General features: G+C 73.2%; 16 protein-coding genes. 5 read left to right on the forward strand and 11 right to left on the reverse strand.

The genetic code is table 11. The annotated features are described in order from the left end of the window. Positions 1-18: 18 nt before the first annotated feature. A complete protein-coding gene (locus IH61_RS0126640; protein ID WP_031074244.1) occupies positions 19-330 on the reverse strand; it encodes a hypothetical protein in 312 nt (103 codons plus the stop codon). Beyond that, positions 327-1,124 carry an alpha/beta fold hydrolase gene (locus IH61_RS0126645; RefSeq protein WP_031074247.1) on the reverse strand — a complete coding sequence of 266 codons (798 nt, stop codon included), beginning with the start codon at positions 1,122-1,124 and terminating at the stop codon, positions 327-329. The genes IH61_RS0126640 and IH61_RS0126645 overlap by 4 nt, the downstream gene beginning before the upstream one ends. Before the next feature lie 93 nt (positions 1,125-1,217). Between IH61_RS0126645 and IH61_RS0126650 the strand changes: the two genes are divergently transcribed. Both IH61_RS0126650 and IH61_RS0126655 read left to right on the forward strand, forming a co-directional pair. After that, complete coding sequence (locus IH61_RS0126650) at positions 1,218-2,225, forward strand: ABC transporter ATP-binding protein (RefSeq protein ID WP_051838065.1); 1,008 nt, start codon at positions 1,218-1,220, stop codon at positions 2,223-2,225. A gap of 1 nt (position 2,226) precedes the next feature. After that, positions 2,227-2,997 carry an ABC transporter permease subunit gene (locus IH61_RS0126655; protein WP_031074252.1) on the forward strand — a complete coding sequence of 257 codons (771 nt, stop codon included), beginning with the start codon at positions 2,227-2,229 and terminating at the stop codon, positions 2,995-2,997. Between the two features lie 67 nt (positions 2,998-3,064). Here IH61_RS0126655 and IH61_RS0126660 read toward each other — a convergent pair whose 3' ends face one another. Beyond that, positions 3,065-3,385 (reverse strand): hypothetical protein, encoded by a 321-nt coding sequence (locus tag IH61_RS0126660; RefSeq protein WP_031074254.1) that lies wholly within the window; start codon positions 3,383-3,385, stop codon positions 3,065-3,067. A gap of 387 nt (positions 3,386-3,772) precedes the next feature. Here IH61_RS0126660 and IH61_RS44865 point away from each other — a divergent pair, with 387 nt between their 5' ends. Next, complete coding sequence (locus IH61_RS44865) at positions 3,773-4,948, forward strand: LLM class flavin-dependent oxidoreductase (RefSeq protein ID WP_031074256.1); 1,176 nt, start codon at positions 3,773-3,775, stop codon at positions 4,946-4,948. A 113-nt stretch (positions 4,949-5,061) separates the two neighbouring features. Here IH61_RS44865 and IH61_RS0126670 read toward each other — a convergent pair whose 3' ends face one another. Then, positions 5,062-5,454, reverse strand: a complete 393-nt coding sequence (locus IH61_RS0126670; protein WP_031074258.1) for an SCO5389 family protein — start codon at positions 5,452-5,454, stop codon at positions 5,062-5,064. 480 nt (positions 5,455-5,934) lie between these two features. Here IH61_RS0126670 and nucS point away from each other — a divergent pair, with 480 nt between their 5' ends. Then, on the forward strand, positions 5,935-6,594 hold the full coding sequence (gene nucS / locus IH61_RS0126675) for an endonuclease NucS (RefSeq protein ID WP_031074260.1): 660 nt from the start codon (positions 5,935-5,937) through the stop codon (positions 6,592-6,594). Positions 6,595-6,598: 4 nt separating this feature from the next. Here nucS and IH61_RS0126680 read toward each other — a convergent pair whose 3' ends face one another. The 5 genes from IH61_RS0126680 to IH61_RS0126700 all read right to left on the reverse strand — a co-directional run bounded on the left by IH61_RS0126680 (position 6,599) and on the right by IH61_RS0126700 (position 12,483). Further along, positions 6,599-8,836 carry an ATP-binding protein gene (locus IH61_RS0126680; protein WP_051838066.1) on the reverse strand — a complete coding sequence of 746 codons (2,238 nt, stop codon included), beginning with the start codon at positions 8,834-8,836 and terminating at the stop codon, positions 6,599-6,601. A gap of 104 nt (positions 8,837-8,940) precedes the next feature. Next, positions 8,941-9,252 (reverse strand): STAS domain-containing protein, encoded by a 312-nt coding sequence (locus IH61_RS0126685; RefSeq protein ID WP_031074264.1) that lies wholly within the window; start codon positions 9,250-9,252, stop codon positions 8,941-8,943. Between the two features lie 334 nt (positions 9,253-9,586). Next, positions 9,587-10,456 (reverse strand): 3-hydroxyacyl-CoA dehydrogenase family protein, encoded by an 870-nt coding sequence (locus tag IH61_RS0126690; RefSeq protein WP_031074265.1) that lies wholly within the window; start codon positions 10,454-10,456, stop codon positions 9,587-9,589. A gap of 177 nt (positions 10,457-10,633) precedes the next feature. After that, positions 10,634-11,284 (reverse strand): response regulator, encoded by a 651-nt coding sequence (locus IH61_RS0126695; RefSeq protein WP_031074268.1) that lies wholly within the window; start codon positions 11,282-11,284, stop codon positions 10,634-10,636. Next, positions 11,281-12,483, reverse strand: a complete 1,203-nt coding sequence (locus IH61_RS0126700; RefSeq protein ID WP_031074269.1) for a sensor histidine kinase — start codon at positions 12,481-12,483, stop codon at positions 11,281-11,283. Before IH61_RS0126700 ends, IH61_RS0126695 begins: the two co-directional genes overlap by 4 nt. A gap of 132 nt (positions 12,484-12,615) precedes the next feature. Between IH61_RS0126700 and IH61_RS0126705 the strand changes: the two genes are divergently transcribed. Then, complete coding sequence (locus IH61_RS0126705) at positions 12,616-13,209, forward strand: hypothetical protein (protein WP_063763274.1); 594 nt, start codon at positions 12,616-12,618, stop codon at positions 13,207-13,209. A gap of 16 nt (positions 13,210-13,225) precedes the next feature. Here the strand turns inward: IH61_RS0126705 and IH61_RS0126710 are convergent, their stop codons facing one another. Both IH61_RS0126710 and IH61_RS0126715 read right to left on the reverse strand, forming a co-directional pair. Then, positions 13,226-13,798 carry a cob(I)yrinic acid a,c-diamide adenosyltransferase gene (locus tag IH61_RS0126710; protein ID WP_031074273.1) on the reverse strand — a complete coding sequence of 191 codons (573 nt, stop codon included), beginning with the start codon at positions 13,796-13,798 and terminating at the stop codon, positions 13,226-13,228. 86 nt (positions 13,799-13,884) lie between these two features. Beyond that, positions 13,885-14,385 (reverse strand): DUF2550 domain-containing protein, encoded by a 501-nt coding sequence (locus tag IH61_RS0126715; protein ID WP_031074275.1) that lies wholly within the window; start codon positions 14,383-14,385, stop codon positions 13,885-13,887. Positions 14,386-14,398 lie beyond the last annotated feature (13 nt).

The raw sequence follows: 14,398 nt of genomic DNA on the forward strand, positions 1-14,398 counted from the left end.
TCGGTCGTCAGGCCCTCACTACCTCGGGTAGGCCCCGTCGGGGCGCTGGTAGCCGCTGCTGAGCTGGTTGCCCTCGTCGTCGGAGACGGTGCCGAACCAGGAGGTGCACCAGACCGTCACGGAGTCCGGCCAGTACTGCACCTCGAAGGGGTGTCCGGGCCCGTAGTCGCCGTACGAGGTGACGATGAAGGTCTCGCCCGGGCGCATCCAGTAGTCCTCGCCGAGCGGTTCCAGGGTGAGTTCGACCAGCCCCTCGCCGCGGTTGGTGATCGGCATCCGTCCGGTGACCTCCAGGGCGGAGAAGTCCCAGCCGGCCGCGTCGGCACTCATCCGGCGGCCACCCGGGCGATCAGGCGGCGCACGGCGGCGGTGAAGGCGTCGGGCGCCTCCAGGGGGCTCAGGTGGCCCGTCCCGGGCAGGACGGTCAGTTCGGCCTCCGGCAGCAGGCGGCCCATCAGTTCGGCCTCCTCGACGGCCACCAGGGCGTCCTGGGCGCCCGCGAGGAGCGTCGTCGGCACCCGGAGGCCCGCCAGGGTCTCCTGGGAGTCAGGACGGGCCGCCATGGCCCGCTGGGCCCAGGCGACGGCGGCGGGCGGGGCCGCGGCGACCATCGACTGCACCCGCTCCACGAGGTGCTGGGAACCGGGCGCGAGCTGCCCGGCCGCGACCTTCTCCTCCAGCAGCAGCTGCACGCTGTCGCGGGCGGTGACGGCGGCGGCGATCCGCTCCCGGTTGGCGCGTACGGCGTCGGTGTCGGCGGTGGCGCGGGTGTTGGCGAGCAGCAGGCCCGCGAGGCGGTCCGGGTGGCGGCGGGCGAGGGCCAGGGCCACGTAGCCGCCCATGGAGACCCCGGCGACCACGGCGCGCTCGACGCCGGCGGCGTCCAGCAGCAGCGCGAGGTCGTCGGCGACCAGGTCCAGCGAGGGTTCGCCCGAGCCCAGCTCGGTGCCGCCGAAGCCCCGCTGGTCGGGGGCGAGCACCCGGGCCTCGTCCCCGGCGGTGCCGGGCAGCGCGTCCAGTTGGGCTGAGAACATCGAGGCGTTCAGCGGGAAGGCGTGCAGCAGCAGGACGGGTGTTCCGGAGCCGCTCTCGCGTACCGAGACGGCGGAGGGGAGCTGGGTCATGGGCCCACCGTATTCCGGCACGCCCACGGGGCCCACTCAGCGGGCCCAGGTATCCGCTTTGTCCTAGCCTTCCAGAGAGCAAAGGGAGCCCGAATGATCGAGTTGCACGAACTGACAAAACGTTACGGTAAGACGCTGGCGGTGGACCGGCTGAGCTTCAAGGTGCCCCAGGGGGTGGTCACCGGCTTCCTCGGCCCCAACGGCGCCGGCAAGTCCACCACCATGCGGATGATCCTCGACCTCGACCGCCCGACCGGTGGACGGGTCACCATCGACGGCAAGCGCTACGGGCAGCTCAGCGAACCGCTCAAGTACATCGGCGCGCTGCTGGAGGCCAAGGCCGTCCACCCCGGGCGCACCGCCCGCGACCACCTGCTCTGGCTCGCCCAGAGCAACCGCATCCCCGAGCGCCGGGTCGACGAGGTGCTCTCGCTGGTCGGCCTCACCCCCGTCGCCCGCAAGCGGGCCCGCGGCTTCTCCCTCGGCATGGGCCAGCGCCTGGGCATCGCCTCCGCGCTGCTCGGGGACCCGGAGATCGTCATGTTCGACGAACCGGTCAACGGCCTCGACCCGGAGGGCATCCTCTGGATCCGCAACCTGATGAAGCGCCTGGCCTCCGAGGGCCGCACCGTCTTCGTCTCCTCCCACCTGATGAGCGAGATGGCCGTCACCGCCGACCACCTGGTCGTCATCGGCCGGGGCCGCCTCCTCGCCGACCTGCCGATGCCCGAGTTCATCCGCCGCAACTCCCGCTCGGCCGTACGGCTGCGCACCCCGCAGCCCGAGCGGCTGCTGGACCTGCTCGCCGGCGCGGGCCTGCGGCACGACCCCGGGCCCGACGGCTCGTACGAGGTCGTCGACGGCGACCTCGCCGCCCTCGGCGAACTGTGCGCCGCGAACGGCGTGGTGCTGCACGAGCTCAGCCCGCAGCAGGCGTCGCTGGAGGAGGCGTTCATGCAGATGACGGCCGATTCGGTCGAGTACCACGCGGGCGACGGGCCCGGCCGCGACGCGGCGGGTGCCCCCGGCGTCTGGGGCGAGGGCTGGAAGGCGGACGGCTCCCGGCCGGCCGCGGCGGTGCGGCAGCAGGAGGAGAACTGAGATGACGTCCTTCCCGGCGATCCTGCGCTCCGAGTGGACGAAGATCCGCAGCGTCCGCTCGACGGTCTGGACCCTCGCGCTGGCCTTCGTGGTCACCGTGGGCCTCGGCGCGCTGCTGTCCCTGCTCACCAACAACAACTTCACCGAGTTCCGGCGCCACGAGGTCGACACCCCGTTCGACGCCACCGGAACCGCCTTCTCCGGCATCATGCTCGGCGAGCTGGCCATCATCGTCTTCGGCGTGCTGGCCATCGGCAACGAGTACAGCAGCGGCATGATCAGGGTCACCCTGGCCGCCGTCCCGCAGCGCGGCACCCTGCTCACCGGCAAGGCCGTGGTGCTCGGGGGCCTCGCCCTGGCGGTCTCGCTGGTGACGGCCTTCGTCACGTTCTTCCTCGGCCAGGCGCTGCTCGGCACCCACTCCACCACCCTGGGCGAGCCGAACGTGCTGCGCGCGGTGCTGGGCGCGGCGGTGTACCTGACGCTGCTGTGCCTGTTCGCGGCCGGCGTCACCACGATGCTGCACAACCAGACCCTGGCGCTGGGCGTGCTGGTGCCGTTCTTCTTCCTGCTCTCGCCGATCCTCTCGGCCGTGCCGAAGGTCAAGACGCTGGCGCACTACTTCCCGGACTACGCGGGCTCCCGCATGCTGCTGGTCTACGAGCAGCACGGCCAGCCGTACGGGCCCCTCGCCGGCTTCCTGATCTGCCTGGCCTGGACCCTCGCGGCCCTGGTCGGCGGCGCGCTGGTGCTCAAGAAGCGCGACGCGTAAACGAGTTCGGGCCCAGTACCCGACCAGCAGCCGTTCAGCACCCGACCAGCACCCGATCAGTACCCGTTCAGTACCGAGGAGCGCCGCGGCCCCGCAGCACGTTGGAGGCCCGGCGCTCCCGCGCTCCCCAGCACGCCCGGTGCCAGTGCCGCCGGTCGTCCACCCCCGCGCCGTGCATCGGCCAGGCCACCACATGGCCCACCCCGGGCGGGATCTCCTGGTCGCAGCCCGGGCAGCGGTAGTTCCGTCCCGCGGTGCCGGCGACCGTCTGGACCACCCAGTCGTCGCCCTGGTAGCTCTCGGTGCGACGCAGCGATCCGCCGAGCGGAGCGGCCGGTTCGGCGCTCTCGCGGGGGGCGGCGCTCTTGATCCGGTTGTGGCGGGGCACGGCGTACTGCCTCTCTTCCGGGGGCTCTGGACCCTCCAGCCTAGAGGTTGTCCCTACCCGTTCCGGGGCCTCTATCACGGGTCCGACCGGGACTCGGCGGTTTTTACCGAGATCCACCCGATCATCGGGCGAATTCGGGGTTCCGCGTGCCATTGGCACATGACATCGGATACCCACGAAGGGACACGGCGGGGCCGGCAGGCCCCGCGCACCCATGGAGGCCCAAGGATGACCAAGACCAGCGACCGAGCCGAGACCCGCCGGCCGGTGGGCCTGCGCCCGCCCGCCCCCGGCCCGGCGCTGGGCCCCGTACCCGCGCTGACGGCCGTCGCCGCCGATCCACTGCCCTCCGCCCAGCGCGCCGCACTGCCGCCGGACATCGCCCCGGTGCGGGTCGGCGCCTTCCTGCTGTCCGCGCAGTTCCCCGGGCAGAGCCACGGCGAGGCCCTGGACCGCACCGTCCGCGCCGCCGTCGAGGCCGAACGCGCGGGCCTGGACAACGTCTGGCTGGCCGAGCACCACTTCGTCCCGTACGGGGTGTGCCCCAACGCGGCGACACTGGCCGCGCTGCTGCTCGGCCGCACCCGCCGGATCGGCGTCGGCACGGCGGTCAGCGTCCTGTCCACCACCCACCCGGTGGCACTCGGCGAGCAGGCCGCCCTGCTGCACCTCACCTCCGGCGGGCGCTTCACCCTCGGCGTGGGGCGCGGCGGGCCGTGGATCGACCTGGACGTCTTCGGCGGCGGCGTGGACGCCTTCGAACGCGGCTTCCCCGAGCGGCTGGACCTGCTGATGCGCTGGCTGCGCGGCTCCCGGGTCGGCGCGGAGGGCCCGCAGTTCAGCTTCCCCGAGGTCGCCGTCGTCCCCCGGGCCACCGAGCCGCTGCGCCGGCCGGGCTTGGGCAGCTGGCTCGGCCTGGAGGAGTCCGCCGCGCTGCGCTTCCCGCGCCAGCGTCAGGACGCGGAGCCGCTGAACACCGACCCGCTGAACATCGACCCGCCGGGCGACGACCTGACCACGGCCGGACGTCCGGTCGCGGGCCCGCCGGTGATCGTCGCCTGCACCTCGCCGGGCGGGGCGAAGCTGGCCGCCGAGCGCGGCCTGCCGATGCTGCTGGGCATGCACTCCGGCGACGAGGACAAGCTGCGGATGCTGGAGCTGTACCGTGCCGCCTGGCTCGCCGCGGGGCGCAGCGAGGAGCAGCTGCGCCGCGTCACCCGTCAGCACGTCGCGGCGGGCGTCGCGCAGGTGGAGGACCGTTCCTCCACGGCCCGGGCGACGCTGCTGAACGCGATGCCCGGCTGGTTCGAGTACGGGCTCGGCGCGCACCGCACCGTCGACGGGCGCGAGCGCAAGATGCGCGACCCGCGCGAGTACACCGAACTCCTCTGCGACCTGCACGCGGTGGGCACCCCGCGCCAGTGCGCCGACCGGCTGCTGGCCACCGCCGAGCGCACCGGCATCCGCCGCTTCGCCCTGCTCGCCGAGGGCAGCGGGGACCACCAGGCGACCCTGCACAACATCGCCCGGCTCGGCTCCGAGGTTCTGCCGCAGCTGAGTTGAGGCCGCCCGGACGCCCGTCGGCCGCCGCCACCCCCGGTCGAGAGGGGCGGCGGCGGCCGACGCTTGGCCGATCGGTCAGAGCCGATCGGTCAGAGCCGATCAGTCGGGGCCGATCAGCAGTCCCGCAGTTCCTCGGACTGGTTGAGCAGCTGCTCCCGGACGGAGGTGAAGCGCTCGAAGCGCGCCTCGTTCGGCTCCGAGGGCAGGAACACCGCGACGCGGTGACAGTTCTGGAACGCCAGCCGGACCCCGAAATGGCGCTGCAGGGCACCCCTGATGGCGTCGCTGGCGAGGGCGCGCAGCAGCTGACCGCGCGCCTGCTCGCTCGGCGGCGGTACGTGGTTGTCGGCGAAGTCGGTACCGTCGACCTTCGCCTGGGCGACCAGCGAACTGATCAGGTCCCAGGCGTACGGCAGCGAAACGCGGACGCAGTCGACGAATTCCCGCTCGTCGACCTCGCCCCGCTCGGCCTTCTCCAGAAGGGCCGGTGAGACGTCGAGCGACATGGGTTCTCCTCTCGCGGTCCACCCGCGCGGCGCACGGGTGGGCATGCGTAGTCCAAGCTCACAGTGAGGGTGACGGCGGATGCGCATGGGGTGTCCGGCACCCGAGGGACGGGGTTCCGGCACCTTCGCGAACCGCGGTGGCGACACGGGACGTGACGTCCCGGACACCGAAAGCGCTCAGAACAGCGTGGCAGTCAACTGCGCGACTGGCTTGTGATTCCTTCGGATTGCTCCGGAAATATGCCTCGACGCACCAGATTGGCCAGATCCTGTTGGATCGTTCATCTGAAGTCTCCATCCCCGTTGACGCGGTTCCGCAATCGTGCCGTCACACACGGTAGAGATCCCACTTGAGGGACGCCAGACCGCGAACGGCGGCAGCGGAACAGCTGAAACTCCATGTTCGCGGCGTTCGCGCTTTCTTCACCCGGTCGTCTCGGAATCGCATCAACTGGCCCCGGTGGGCTAGCGTGGTCGACCGTGCGTCTCGTAATTGCCCGCTGCTCAGTCGACTATGCCGGTCGGCTCTCCGCCCATCTGCCCTCCGCCACCAGGCTCATCCTGGTCAAGGCCGACGGCAGCGTCAGCATCCACGCCGACGACCGTGCCTACAAGCCGCTCAACTGGATGTCCCCACCGTGCGTCCTCAAGGAGGCGGACGGTGTCTGGACGGTCGAGAACAAGGCCGGCGAGAAGCTCATCATCACGCTGGAGGAGGTGCAGCACGACTCCTCCCACGAGCTCGGGGTGGACCCCGGCCTCATCAAGGACGGCGTCGAGGCCCACCTCCAGGAGCTGCTCGCCGACCGCATGGAGGTACTCGGCGCGGGCTGGTCGCTGATCCGCCGCGAGTACCCGACCGCGATCGGCCCGGTCGACATCCTCTGCCGCGACTCCGACGGCGCCACGGTGGCCGTCGAGATCAAGCGCCGCGGCGAGATCGACGGCGTCGAACAGCTCACCCGCTACCTCGAACTCCTCAACCGGGACCCGCTGTTGGCCCCGGTCAAGGGCATCTTCGCCGCGCAGGAGATCAAGCCCCAGGCCCGAGTGCTGGCCACCGACCGGGGCATCGGCTGCGTGGTCCTGGACTACGACGAGCTGCGCGGCATCGACGACGACAAGCTCAAGCTGTTCTGACGCGTCAGGTGTGCGACGGGCTCGGCGGGGTCGACGGGCCCGTCGGCGTCGGGCTCGACGTCAGGGTCGGGCTCGGAGTAATGGTCGCCGGGGGCGTGACGTTGACCGGTGGAAACGACACCGGCGGCTGCGGCTGCTGAGGAGGCGCCGGGGGCTGCTGCGTCACCGGCTGGGCCGGGTCCGTCCCCTCCGCCCCCGGCGAGCGCGTCGCCCGGCGCGTGGGCGAGGCGCTCGGCGAGTGCGAGGGCCCGCTCTCGGACGGCCCCGGGCTCGTCCCCGCCTCCGCCGGGCTGCCCGGCGCCGAGCCGCCCGTACCGGCCGTGCCGCTCTGGGTGGTGGTGGAGGCGTGCGGCACCGGCAGCGGCCCGTTCAGGCTGTCGCCGACGTCGTCCAGGCGCCCGTGCGGGTCGTTCCCCTTGGGCTGGTCCGTGCCGACCGTCATCGCCGTCGCCGTCCCGAGCACCCCGAAGGTGAGCAGCGCCGCCGAGGCGAGGATCACCCGGCGCCGACGGCTGGAGCGCAGCCGGCGCGGCACCCGCGCGGCGATCTTGCGGATCACCGGGCCCCGCGCGGCGACCGTCACCGGCGCGGCGGCGGGCAGCTGCCGCCCCTCGGCGCGCAGCAGGTCGAGCATCCGGCGCGCGCCCGCGACACCGCGCTGCTCCCCGGCGGCGGCCCGCAGGGTGAGCGCCGTCTCCAGTTCGGCCACGGCCCGGGAGGGCTGCTGGACGCAGATCGCGTGCACGGCCGCCTCGTGGTGGAACCACGCCTGGTCGACCGCCGAGCCGCTGCGCCGGGCGGCCTCCAGGCCGAGCTGCAGCACCCGCTCCCAGGCGCCCCAGCGCAGCGCGAGCGCCAGCGCGGGCGCGGCGGCCCTGGCCAGGCGCACCACGGCCGCGTCCCGGCCGGCGGCGCGGTCGGCGAGCAGGACGCCGATCACCACCTCGGCCTCGGCGGCGATCTGCTCCGGCGACACCGAGCCGTGCCCGACCCACCAGGCGAAGTGCTGGGCGGCGCCGTCGACGCAGCCGTGCGCGGGCCAGTGCGGGGCGAGCAGGTCGAGCGCCCCGGCGGTGAGCCGGTGGTGCCCGCCGATGGACACCGCCAGCCCGGCGTCGGCGAGTTCGGCGAGCGCGGCCTCGCCCTGGCCGACGTCGATGAGCGCGGGCAGGTGCGGCGCGGTGGGGCACTCGCCGCCGAGCGCCACGGCGAGCCTCAGGACGGCCTGTGCGGGCTCGCTGAGCCCCTCGGCGAGCCGGACGGCGGGCGAGGCGGTCTCGGCGACGGAGGGCAGCGGGACGGAGCGGCGCAGCGCGTTCTCGTGCACGGCCGGGTCCGCGTGGTGGACGGGCCCCTGGACGGCCCCGAAGACGTCCAGGCGGTCCTCCTCGGCGGCGACCAGCGCGTCCACCGAGACGTCCCGCTGGCGCAGCAGCGCGGCGGCCTGGACGAAGCGCAGCGGCAGGCCCTCGGACTCGAACCAGAGGTCGACGGCCCACGCCTTCTCCTCCACGTCCAGCGGGCGCCCGGCCAGGCGCGCGGTGAGGGCGAGGCAGGCGGCGCGGGAGAGTCCGGCGACGAGGTGGTCGCGAAGCCGGGAGTCGGCGGGCAGGGCGGGGCTGCCGGGGGCGACGGAGAGGAGGAAGGCGCAGCCGGGGGCGGCGGCGAGCACCGCCTCCAGCTCGGCGCCGGAGGGCTCGGCCTCGTCGATGACGACGACGGCGGCGACCTCGGCGAGGTGCGCGGCGAGCTGGCCGGGGTCGGGCCGGTAGCCGGGGGCGTGATGGGTGGCGGCGAAGAGGTCCTGGAGGAGGTCGGCGGCGGTGCGGCGGTGGCCGCAGAGCTGGACGACGCCGCCGGGGGCGAGGTCGGCGGCAGCCTCGGCGACGGCCGACAGCAGTGCGCTGCGGCCCGATCCGGCCTGGCCGACCAGGCGTATCGAGCGGCCCTCGGCGAGCAGGCCCAGCAGTTCGGCGACGTCGGCCTCGCGGTCGAGCATCGGCAGGTCGGCGGGGCCGGCGCCCATGGCGAGCGGGCCGACGGCGCGGCCCGCCATGTCGGCGGGGCCCCGGGCGGGTTCGCTGCGCTCGATCCGGCGGGGGCGCGGGCGCCACTCCTCGGGACAGGGGCGGACCTCGGAGCCCTCCGGGGCGCCGACGCCGACCAACAGGCCGCCGCAGACGAGTTCGCCGCCGCGCGTACGGGCGGCCTCCTGCCGGAACTCCCCGGATGGCTGTGCCACGTTTGTGCTCCGCATCGTGCTCGGCGGCCGTCTTCTGACGGGCAGACTCTCGCACATCGGGCCCCGACCGCGCAGGGGCGGTTCGGTGCGCGAACGGGGCAGGTCTAAAGAACGTGCGCCTCGACGCCGTCCACGGCGAGGATGCGGTGCAGTTTGGTGGCGACGAGCAGCCGCTGGAGTTGGGCGGGGACGGAGCGCAGGACCAGGCGGCGCCCGATGCGGCCGGCCCGCCGGTGGGTGCCCATGATGACGCCGAGGCCCGTGGCGTCCCAGAACTCCAGCCGGGCGAGGTCGAGCACGAGGTCCCCGAGGCCGCCGTCCACGGCCTGGTGCAGCTGCGCCCGCGCGTCGGCGGCGGTGCGCACGTCGAGGCGGCCTTCGATGGCCAGCGCCCGGTGGTCGCCGGTGATGCGCATGCACTCCTCCTTCGCCTGCTCGGTCGCCCGCACGGTCCGCTTCGGGGGCTGGGGGTGGATCGGGCGGGGCGCGGTGACGCTGCCGCTCACCCGTTCCCGGACGGAAGGCCGGGTTCCCTCATCTGACGGTGAACCGGCACCCCAGGTTGCTGGTTCCCGCCGAATCTGAAGCAACTTCACTCGTCCGAGGGAATATACGCAGTCGGTCTCCACACCTACGCTCGATTACCGCCCAAATCACCCGTCTGCGGCACCGGCGTGAGGAAACTCACCCGCCCCGGCGGGTGGGCCGTACGGTCCCGCGACCGCGCGGCCCACCCGGTCGTTCAGCGGGTCACTTGCCCTCGTACGGGTAGAAGCCGCGGCCGCTCTTGCGGCCGAGGTCGCCGGCGGTGACCATGCGGGCCATGATCTCCGGGGCGGCGAACTTCTCGTCCTGGGTCTCGTCGTAGATGTTCTTCGCCGCGTGCAGCAGGATGTCGACGCCGGTCAGGTCGGCGGTCTGCAGCGGGCCCATCGCGTGGCCGAAGCCGAGGCGGCAGGCGGTGTCGATGTCCTCGGCGGTGGCCACGCCCGACTCGTACAGCTTGGCGGCCTCGACGACCAGCGCGGTGATCAGGCGGGTGGTGACGAAGCCGGCGACGTCGCGGTTGACGACCACGACCTCCTTGCCGACGCCCTCGGCGTACGCGCGGGCGGCGGCCAGCGTCTCGTCGCTGGTCTTGTAGCCGCGCACCAGCTCGACGAGCTTCATCATCGGGACGGGCGAGAAGAAGTGGACGCCGACGACGGACTCCGGGCGCTGCGTGACGGCGGCGATCCGGGTGATCGGGATGGCGGAGGTGTTGGTGGCCAGCACGGCGCCGTCCTTGGCGAGCTTGTCCAGCTCGCGGAAGACGCCCTCCTTGATCTCGAGCTTCTCGAAGACGGCCTCGACCACGATGTCGGCCTCGGAGACGGCGCCCAGGTCGGTGGTGGTGGTGATGCGGCCCAGCGCGGCCTCGGCGTCCTCGGCGCTCAGCCTGCCCTTGGAGACGAACTTCTCGTACGAGGCGCGGATGCCCGACAGGCCGCGCTGCAACGCCTCCTCGGTGACGTCCCGCAGCACCACCGGGTGGCCGGCCTGCGCGGACACCTGGGCGATGCCGGCGCCCATCAGGCCGGCACCGATCACGGCGATCTGCTTGCTGGACGCATTGCTCATGGCTGGGTCTCCCGATGCCGTCGCCGCCCTGCGGGCGGGCCCTGAAGGCGGCTCAGGGCAGGGGTCACCGCCGAGGAGCCGCGTCGCTCTCGCCGGACTCTAATGCCCGAATCCTCCGGGTAGTAGCGATCGGGAGTGTGATCTGCGACCGAACGGGGCGAAGGTCCGGGCCTCTCATCAGATGGTCAGCCCGAGGTCCTGGGCGAGGATCGCCGCCTGCACCCGGCTGCGCAGTCGCAGCTTCGCCAGGATGCGGCTGACGTGCGTCTTCGTGGTGGCCTCCGCCATCTCCAGGCGGGCCGCGATCTCCCCGTTGGACATCCCCGCGCCGACACAGGCCAGCACCTCCCGCTCGCGGGCGGTCAGCGCGGCCACCGCCTCCCGCGCGTCGGGGCCGACCACCCGGTCCGGGCGGGCGAAGGTGCCGATCAGCCGCCTGGTCACCGAGGGCGCCAGCATGCCGTCCCCGCGCGCCACCGTGCGGATGCCCTCGACCAGGGTGTCCGCCTCCAGGTCCTTGAGCAGGAACCCGGCCGCCCCGGCGCGCAGCGCGCCGTAGACGTACTCGTCGAGGTCGAAGGTGGTCAGCACCAGCACCTGCGCGGCACCGGCCGCGACCACCTCCCGGGTCGCCGAGACGCCGTCCAGCCGGGGCATCTGCACGTCCATCAGCACCACGTCGGGCCGCAGCTCCAGGGCCAGGCGCACGGCCTCCTCCCCGTCGGCAGCCTGCCCGACCACCTCGACGTCCGGCTCGGCCCGCAGGATCATCACCAGCGCCGCCCGCACGGCCGCCTGGTCCTCGGCCACCAGCACCCGGATCGTCATGCCCGTCCCTCGCTCTCCCGCCCGCGCGGCAGCACCGCGCGCACGCTCCAGTGGCCGCCCCGCGGCCCGGCCTCGAAGCTGCCGTCCAGCAGTGCGGCCCGCTCCCCCATCCCCACCAACCCGGCCCGGGCGCCCGGCAGTTCGCGGCCCGCCTCGGCCCGGTACGGGCTGTCGACGGCGATCCGCAGCTCCTCCGGGCCGAACTCCAGCCGCAGGCGGACCAGTCCCGGTCCGGCGTGCTTGAGCGCGTTGGTCAGCGACTCCTGGACGATCCGGTACGCGGCCAGCCCGACCGGCGCCGGGATCCGCCCGGGCTCGCCCTCCTGCGTCAGCTCGAAGTCCAGCCCGACATCCTGCCCGGCCGCCCTGGCCTTGGCCACCAACGCGTCCACGGCGGCCAGGTCGGGCGCCGCGTACGACTCGTCCGCCTCTCCCCCGCCGCTGTCGCGCAGCAGTCCGATCATGCGGCGCATTTCGGCCAATCCCTGGACGCTGTTCTCCCGGATCACCGCCAGCACCTCCACCAGCGGATCGTCCGCGGGCAGCTGCCGCCGCCGGGCGACGGACTGCGCCCCGGTGGCATGGATGGCGATCGCCGACAGGTGGTTGGCCACCACGTCGTGCAACTCCCTTGCCATCCTGGCCCGTTCGGCGCCCACCGCCTCGCGGCGGTCCATCTCCGAGAGCAGCGCGGTCTGTTCGGCCCGCAGCCGCTCGGCCTCCGCCTCCTCCCGGTGCTTGCGCACCAGGTCCCCCGTCCACACCGGCACCAGGAAGAGCAGCGAGCTGACCACCACGACCAGCAGCCCGGTCGAGGTGCCGCCCCGCCACCAGGCCAGACCCGAGAGCGCCAGCACCGTGCCGCCGCCGGTCAGGTGCAGCACCATGGACACCCGCCGGGGGCCGTAGATGACGGCCGCGTACAGCAGGTCGGTGTACATGATCAGCGTCGCCAGCAGGCTGCCCCAGGTGAGGCAGACCGCGACGGCCAGGCCCCCGACCGTCACCGCCAGCACCGGCCGGGTGCGCCGGACCAGCTCCAGGGCGGCCATCACCACCAGCGTGAGCAGCACCAGCCAGAGCGGATTGACCTCGGGCCGGTCGTACACCCTGAAGGCGATCAGCACACCGCCGCCGAGCAGCCCGCACAGGGCGATCAGCCGGTCCAGCTGGTGTTTGGGGACGGACGGTACGAACACACCCCCATCTCACCATCCCCGGCCCACGCCGGGGCTCAGGTGCACGGAGGAGCCCGCTACATCGAAAGGTGCAGGCCCGGACGGCACCCGGCGACGACGACACCGCACCGCGCCCGGGCGACGCTGGACAGTGTGATCGTCACCCTCATCGTCGCTGCCGAGATCTCCTGGTGGCTCGTCCTCGGCCTTGCCCTCTCCACCCGCTACCTGCTGCGAAGGCGCCGGGCGAGCACCGCGCTGCTGATCGGCCTGCCCGTGGTCGACCTGGCCCTGTACGTGCTCACCGTGCTCAACCTGCGCGGCGGCGCCGAGGCGAGCTGGATGCACGCCCTCGCCGCGAGCTACGTGGGCTTCTCCGTCGGCTACGGCCCCTCGCTGGTCGCCTGGGCCGACCGGCACTTCCTGCACCGCTTCGCCGGCGGCCCCAAGCCGCCGCCCGCCCCGAAGTACGGCCCGGAGCGGACGGCGCACGAGTGGCGGATCGCCAAGCGCACGGTGGTCTCGGCCGCGATCACCCTGGGCCTGATCTCCCTGCTCGTCCCGCTCTCCGCGGGCTCCGCCCACTTCGCCGCCTTCGCCCAGTGGTACTGGAGGCTGGGCATCACGGCCGTCGTCAACGTGATCGTGGCCGGCTGCTTCACGATCTGGCCCAAGCAGCCGCCGGGCCCCGAGACGTCCGAGAAGTCTGAGACCGCCGAGACCTCCGAGACCGCCGAGACCTCCTGAGACCTCCCGGGAACTCCTAGCGCTCCCCGCCCGGCACCCAGAGCACGTCACCGCGCTCCTTGTTGGCCACCCGGGCCAGGATGAACAGCAGGTCGGAGAGCCGGTTGAGGTACTTCGCGGTCAGCGGGTTGACGGTGTCCCCGTGCTCCGCGATCGCCGCCCAGGTGGAGCGCTCGGCCCGCCGCACCACCGTGCAGGCCAGGTGCAGGTGCGCCGCGGCGACGGTGCCGCCGGGCAGGATGAAGCTGCGCAGCTTCTCGACCTGCTCCAGGTAGTGGTCGCAGTCCCCCTCCAGCCGGTCGACGTAGGACTGCAGCACCCGCAGCGGCGGGTACTTGGGGTCCTCGACCACGGGGGTGGACAGGTCGGCGCCCACGTCGAAGAGGTCGTTCTGGATGCGGGTGAGCACCGTCGCCACGTCCTGCGGCAGGTCGCCGACCGCCAGGGCCACCCCGATCGCCGCGTTCGCCTCGTTGGCGTCCGCGTAGGCGATCAGCCGCGGGTCCGTCTTGGTGGTCCGGCTCATGTCGCCGAGCGCGGTGGTGCCGTCGTCCCCGGTACGGGTGTAGATGCGCGTCAGATTCACCATGGCGCCACCCTAGCCGGGCAGGTTAGGGCGCGTTAACCCCAGATGGCACTGACCCTGGGCGACATTGACCCCGGGCGACGACGACCCTAGGCGACGTTGACCCGCTGCCCGGGCGGGGCCGCCTCCAGCCAGGCCAGGAAGCCGGTCAGCGCGTCCTCGCTCATCGCCAGCTCCAGCGGCGCCCCGTTGTGCAGGCACCGCAGCACCACCGAGCCGGAGAGCAGCGCCAGCTCCTCCTGCCCCTCCGGGTAGCGCCGGCCGAGCACCTCGATCTCCCGCCGGGGCAGCACCTTGCGCGGGCGCGGGGCGTACGAGAAGACCCGGAACCACTCGATCGAGTCGCCGCTGTAGCGCCCGATACCAAAAACCCACCCCTTGCCGTCGGTCGGTGGGACCGGGGCTGAGGTGGGTCGGCCGTTCTCGTCGAGGTCGGGCTGCGTCGAGGCGTCGGCGGGCATTTTGAGGCGGTAGCTGCAGTCGAAGGTGCCGCCGACCCGCTGGATCAGGCGGCGCCGGACGGCGAAGGCCATCAGCCCGATCACACCCAGGGCCACGACCGCCGCACACACCACAAGCGCGAGGACCATGCTCACCTACCTC

Source organism: Streptomyces sp. NRRL WC-3742 (assembly GCF_000720635.1).
Classification (GTDB): Bacteria; Actinomycetota; Actinomycetes; order Streptomycetales; family Streptomycetaceae; genus Kitasatospora.

Bases quoted from the DNA above. Each gene is read 5' to 3' on its own strand.
- IH61_RS0126640 (WP_031074244.1), bottom strand. From the start codon at position 330: ATGAGTGCCGACGCGGCCGGCTGGGACTTCTCCGCCCTGGAGGTCACC.
- IH61_RS0126645 (WP_031074247.1), bottom strand. From the start codon at position 1,124: ATGACCCAGCTCCCCTCCGCCGTCTCGGTACGCGAGAGCGGCTCCGGA.
- IH61_RS0126650 (WP_051838065.1), top strand. From the start codon at position 1,218: ATGATCGAGTTGCACGAACTGACAAAACGTTACGGTAAGACGCTGGCG.
- IH61_RS0126655 (WP_031074252.1), top strand. From the start codon at position 2,227: ATGACGTCCTTCCCGGCGATCCTGCGCTCCGAGTGGACGAAGATCCGC.
- IH61_RS0126670 (WP_031074258.1), bottom strand. From the start codon at position 5,454: ATGTCGCTCGACGTCTCACCGGCCCTTCTGGAGAAGGCCGAGCGGGGC.
- IH61_RS0126685 (WP_031074264.1), bottom strand. From the start codon at position 9,252: ATGCGCATCACCGGCGACCACCGGGCGCTGGCCATCGAAGGCCGCCTC.
- IH61_RS0126690 (WP_031074265.1), bottom strand. From the start codon at position 10,456: ATGAGCAATGCGTCCAGCAAGCAGATCGCCGTGATCGGTGCCGGCCTG.
- IH61_RS0126695 (WP_031074268.1), bottom strand. From the start codon at position 11,284: ATGACGATCCGGGTGCTGGTGGCCGAGGACCAGGCGGCCGTGCGGGCG.
- IH61_RS0126710 (WP_031074273.1), bottom strand. From the start codon at position 13,798: ATGGTGAATCTGACGCGCATCTACACCCGTACCGGGGACGACGGCACC.
- IH61_RS0126715 (WP_031074275.1), bottom strand. From the start codon at position 14,385: ATGGTCCTCGCGCTTGTGGTGTGTGCGGCGGTCGTGGCCCTGGGTGTG.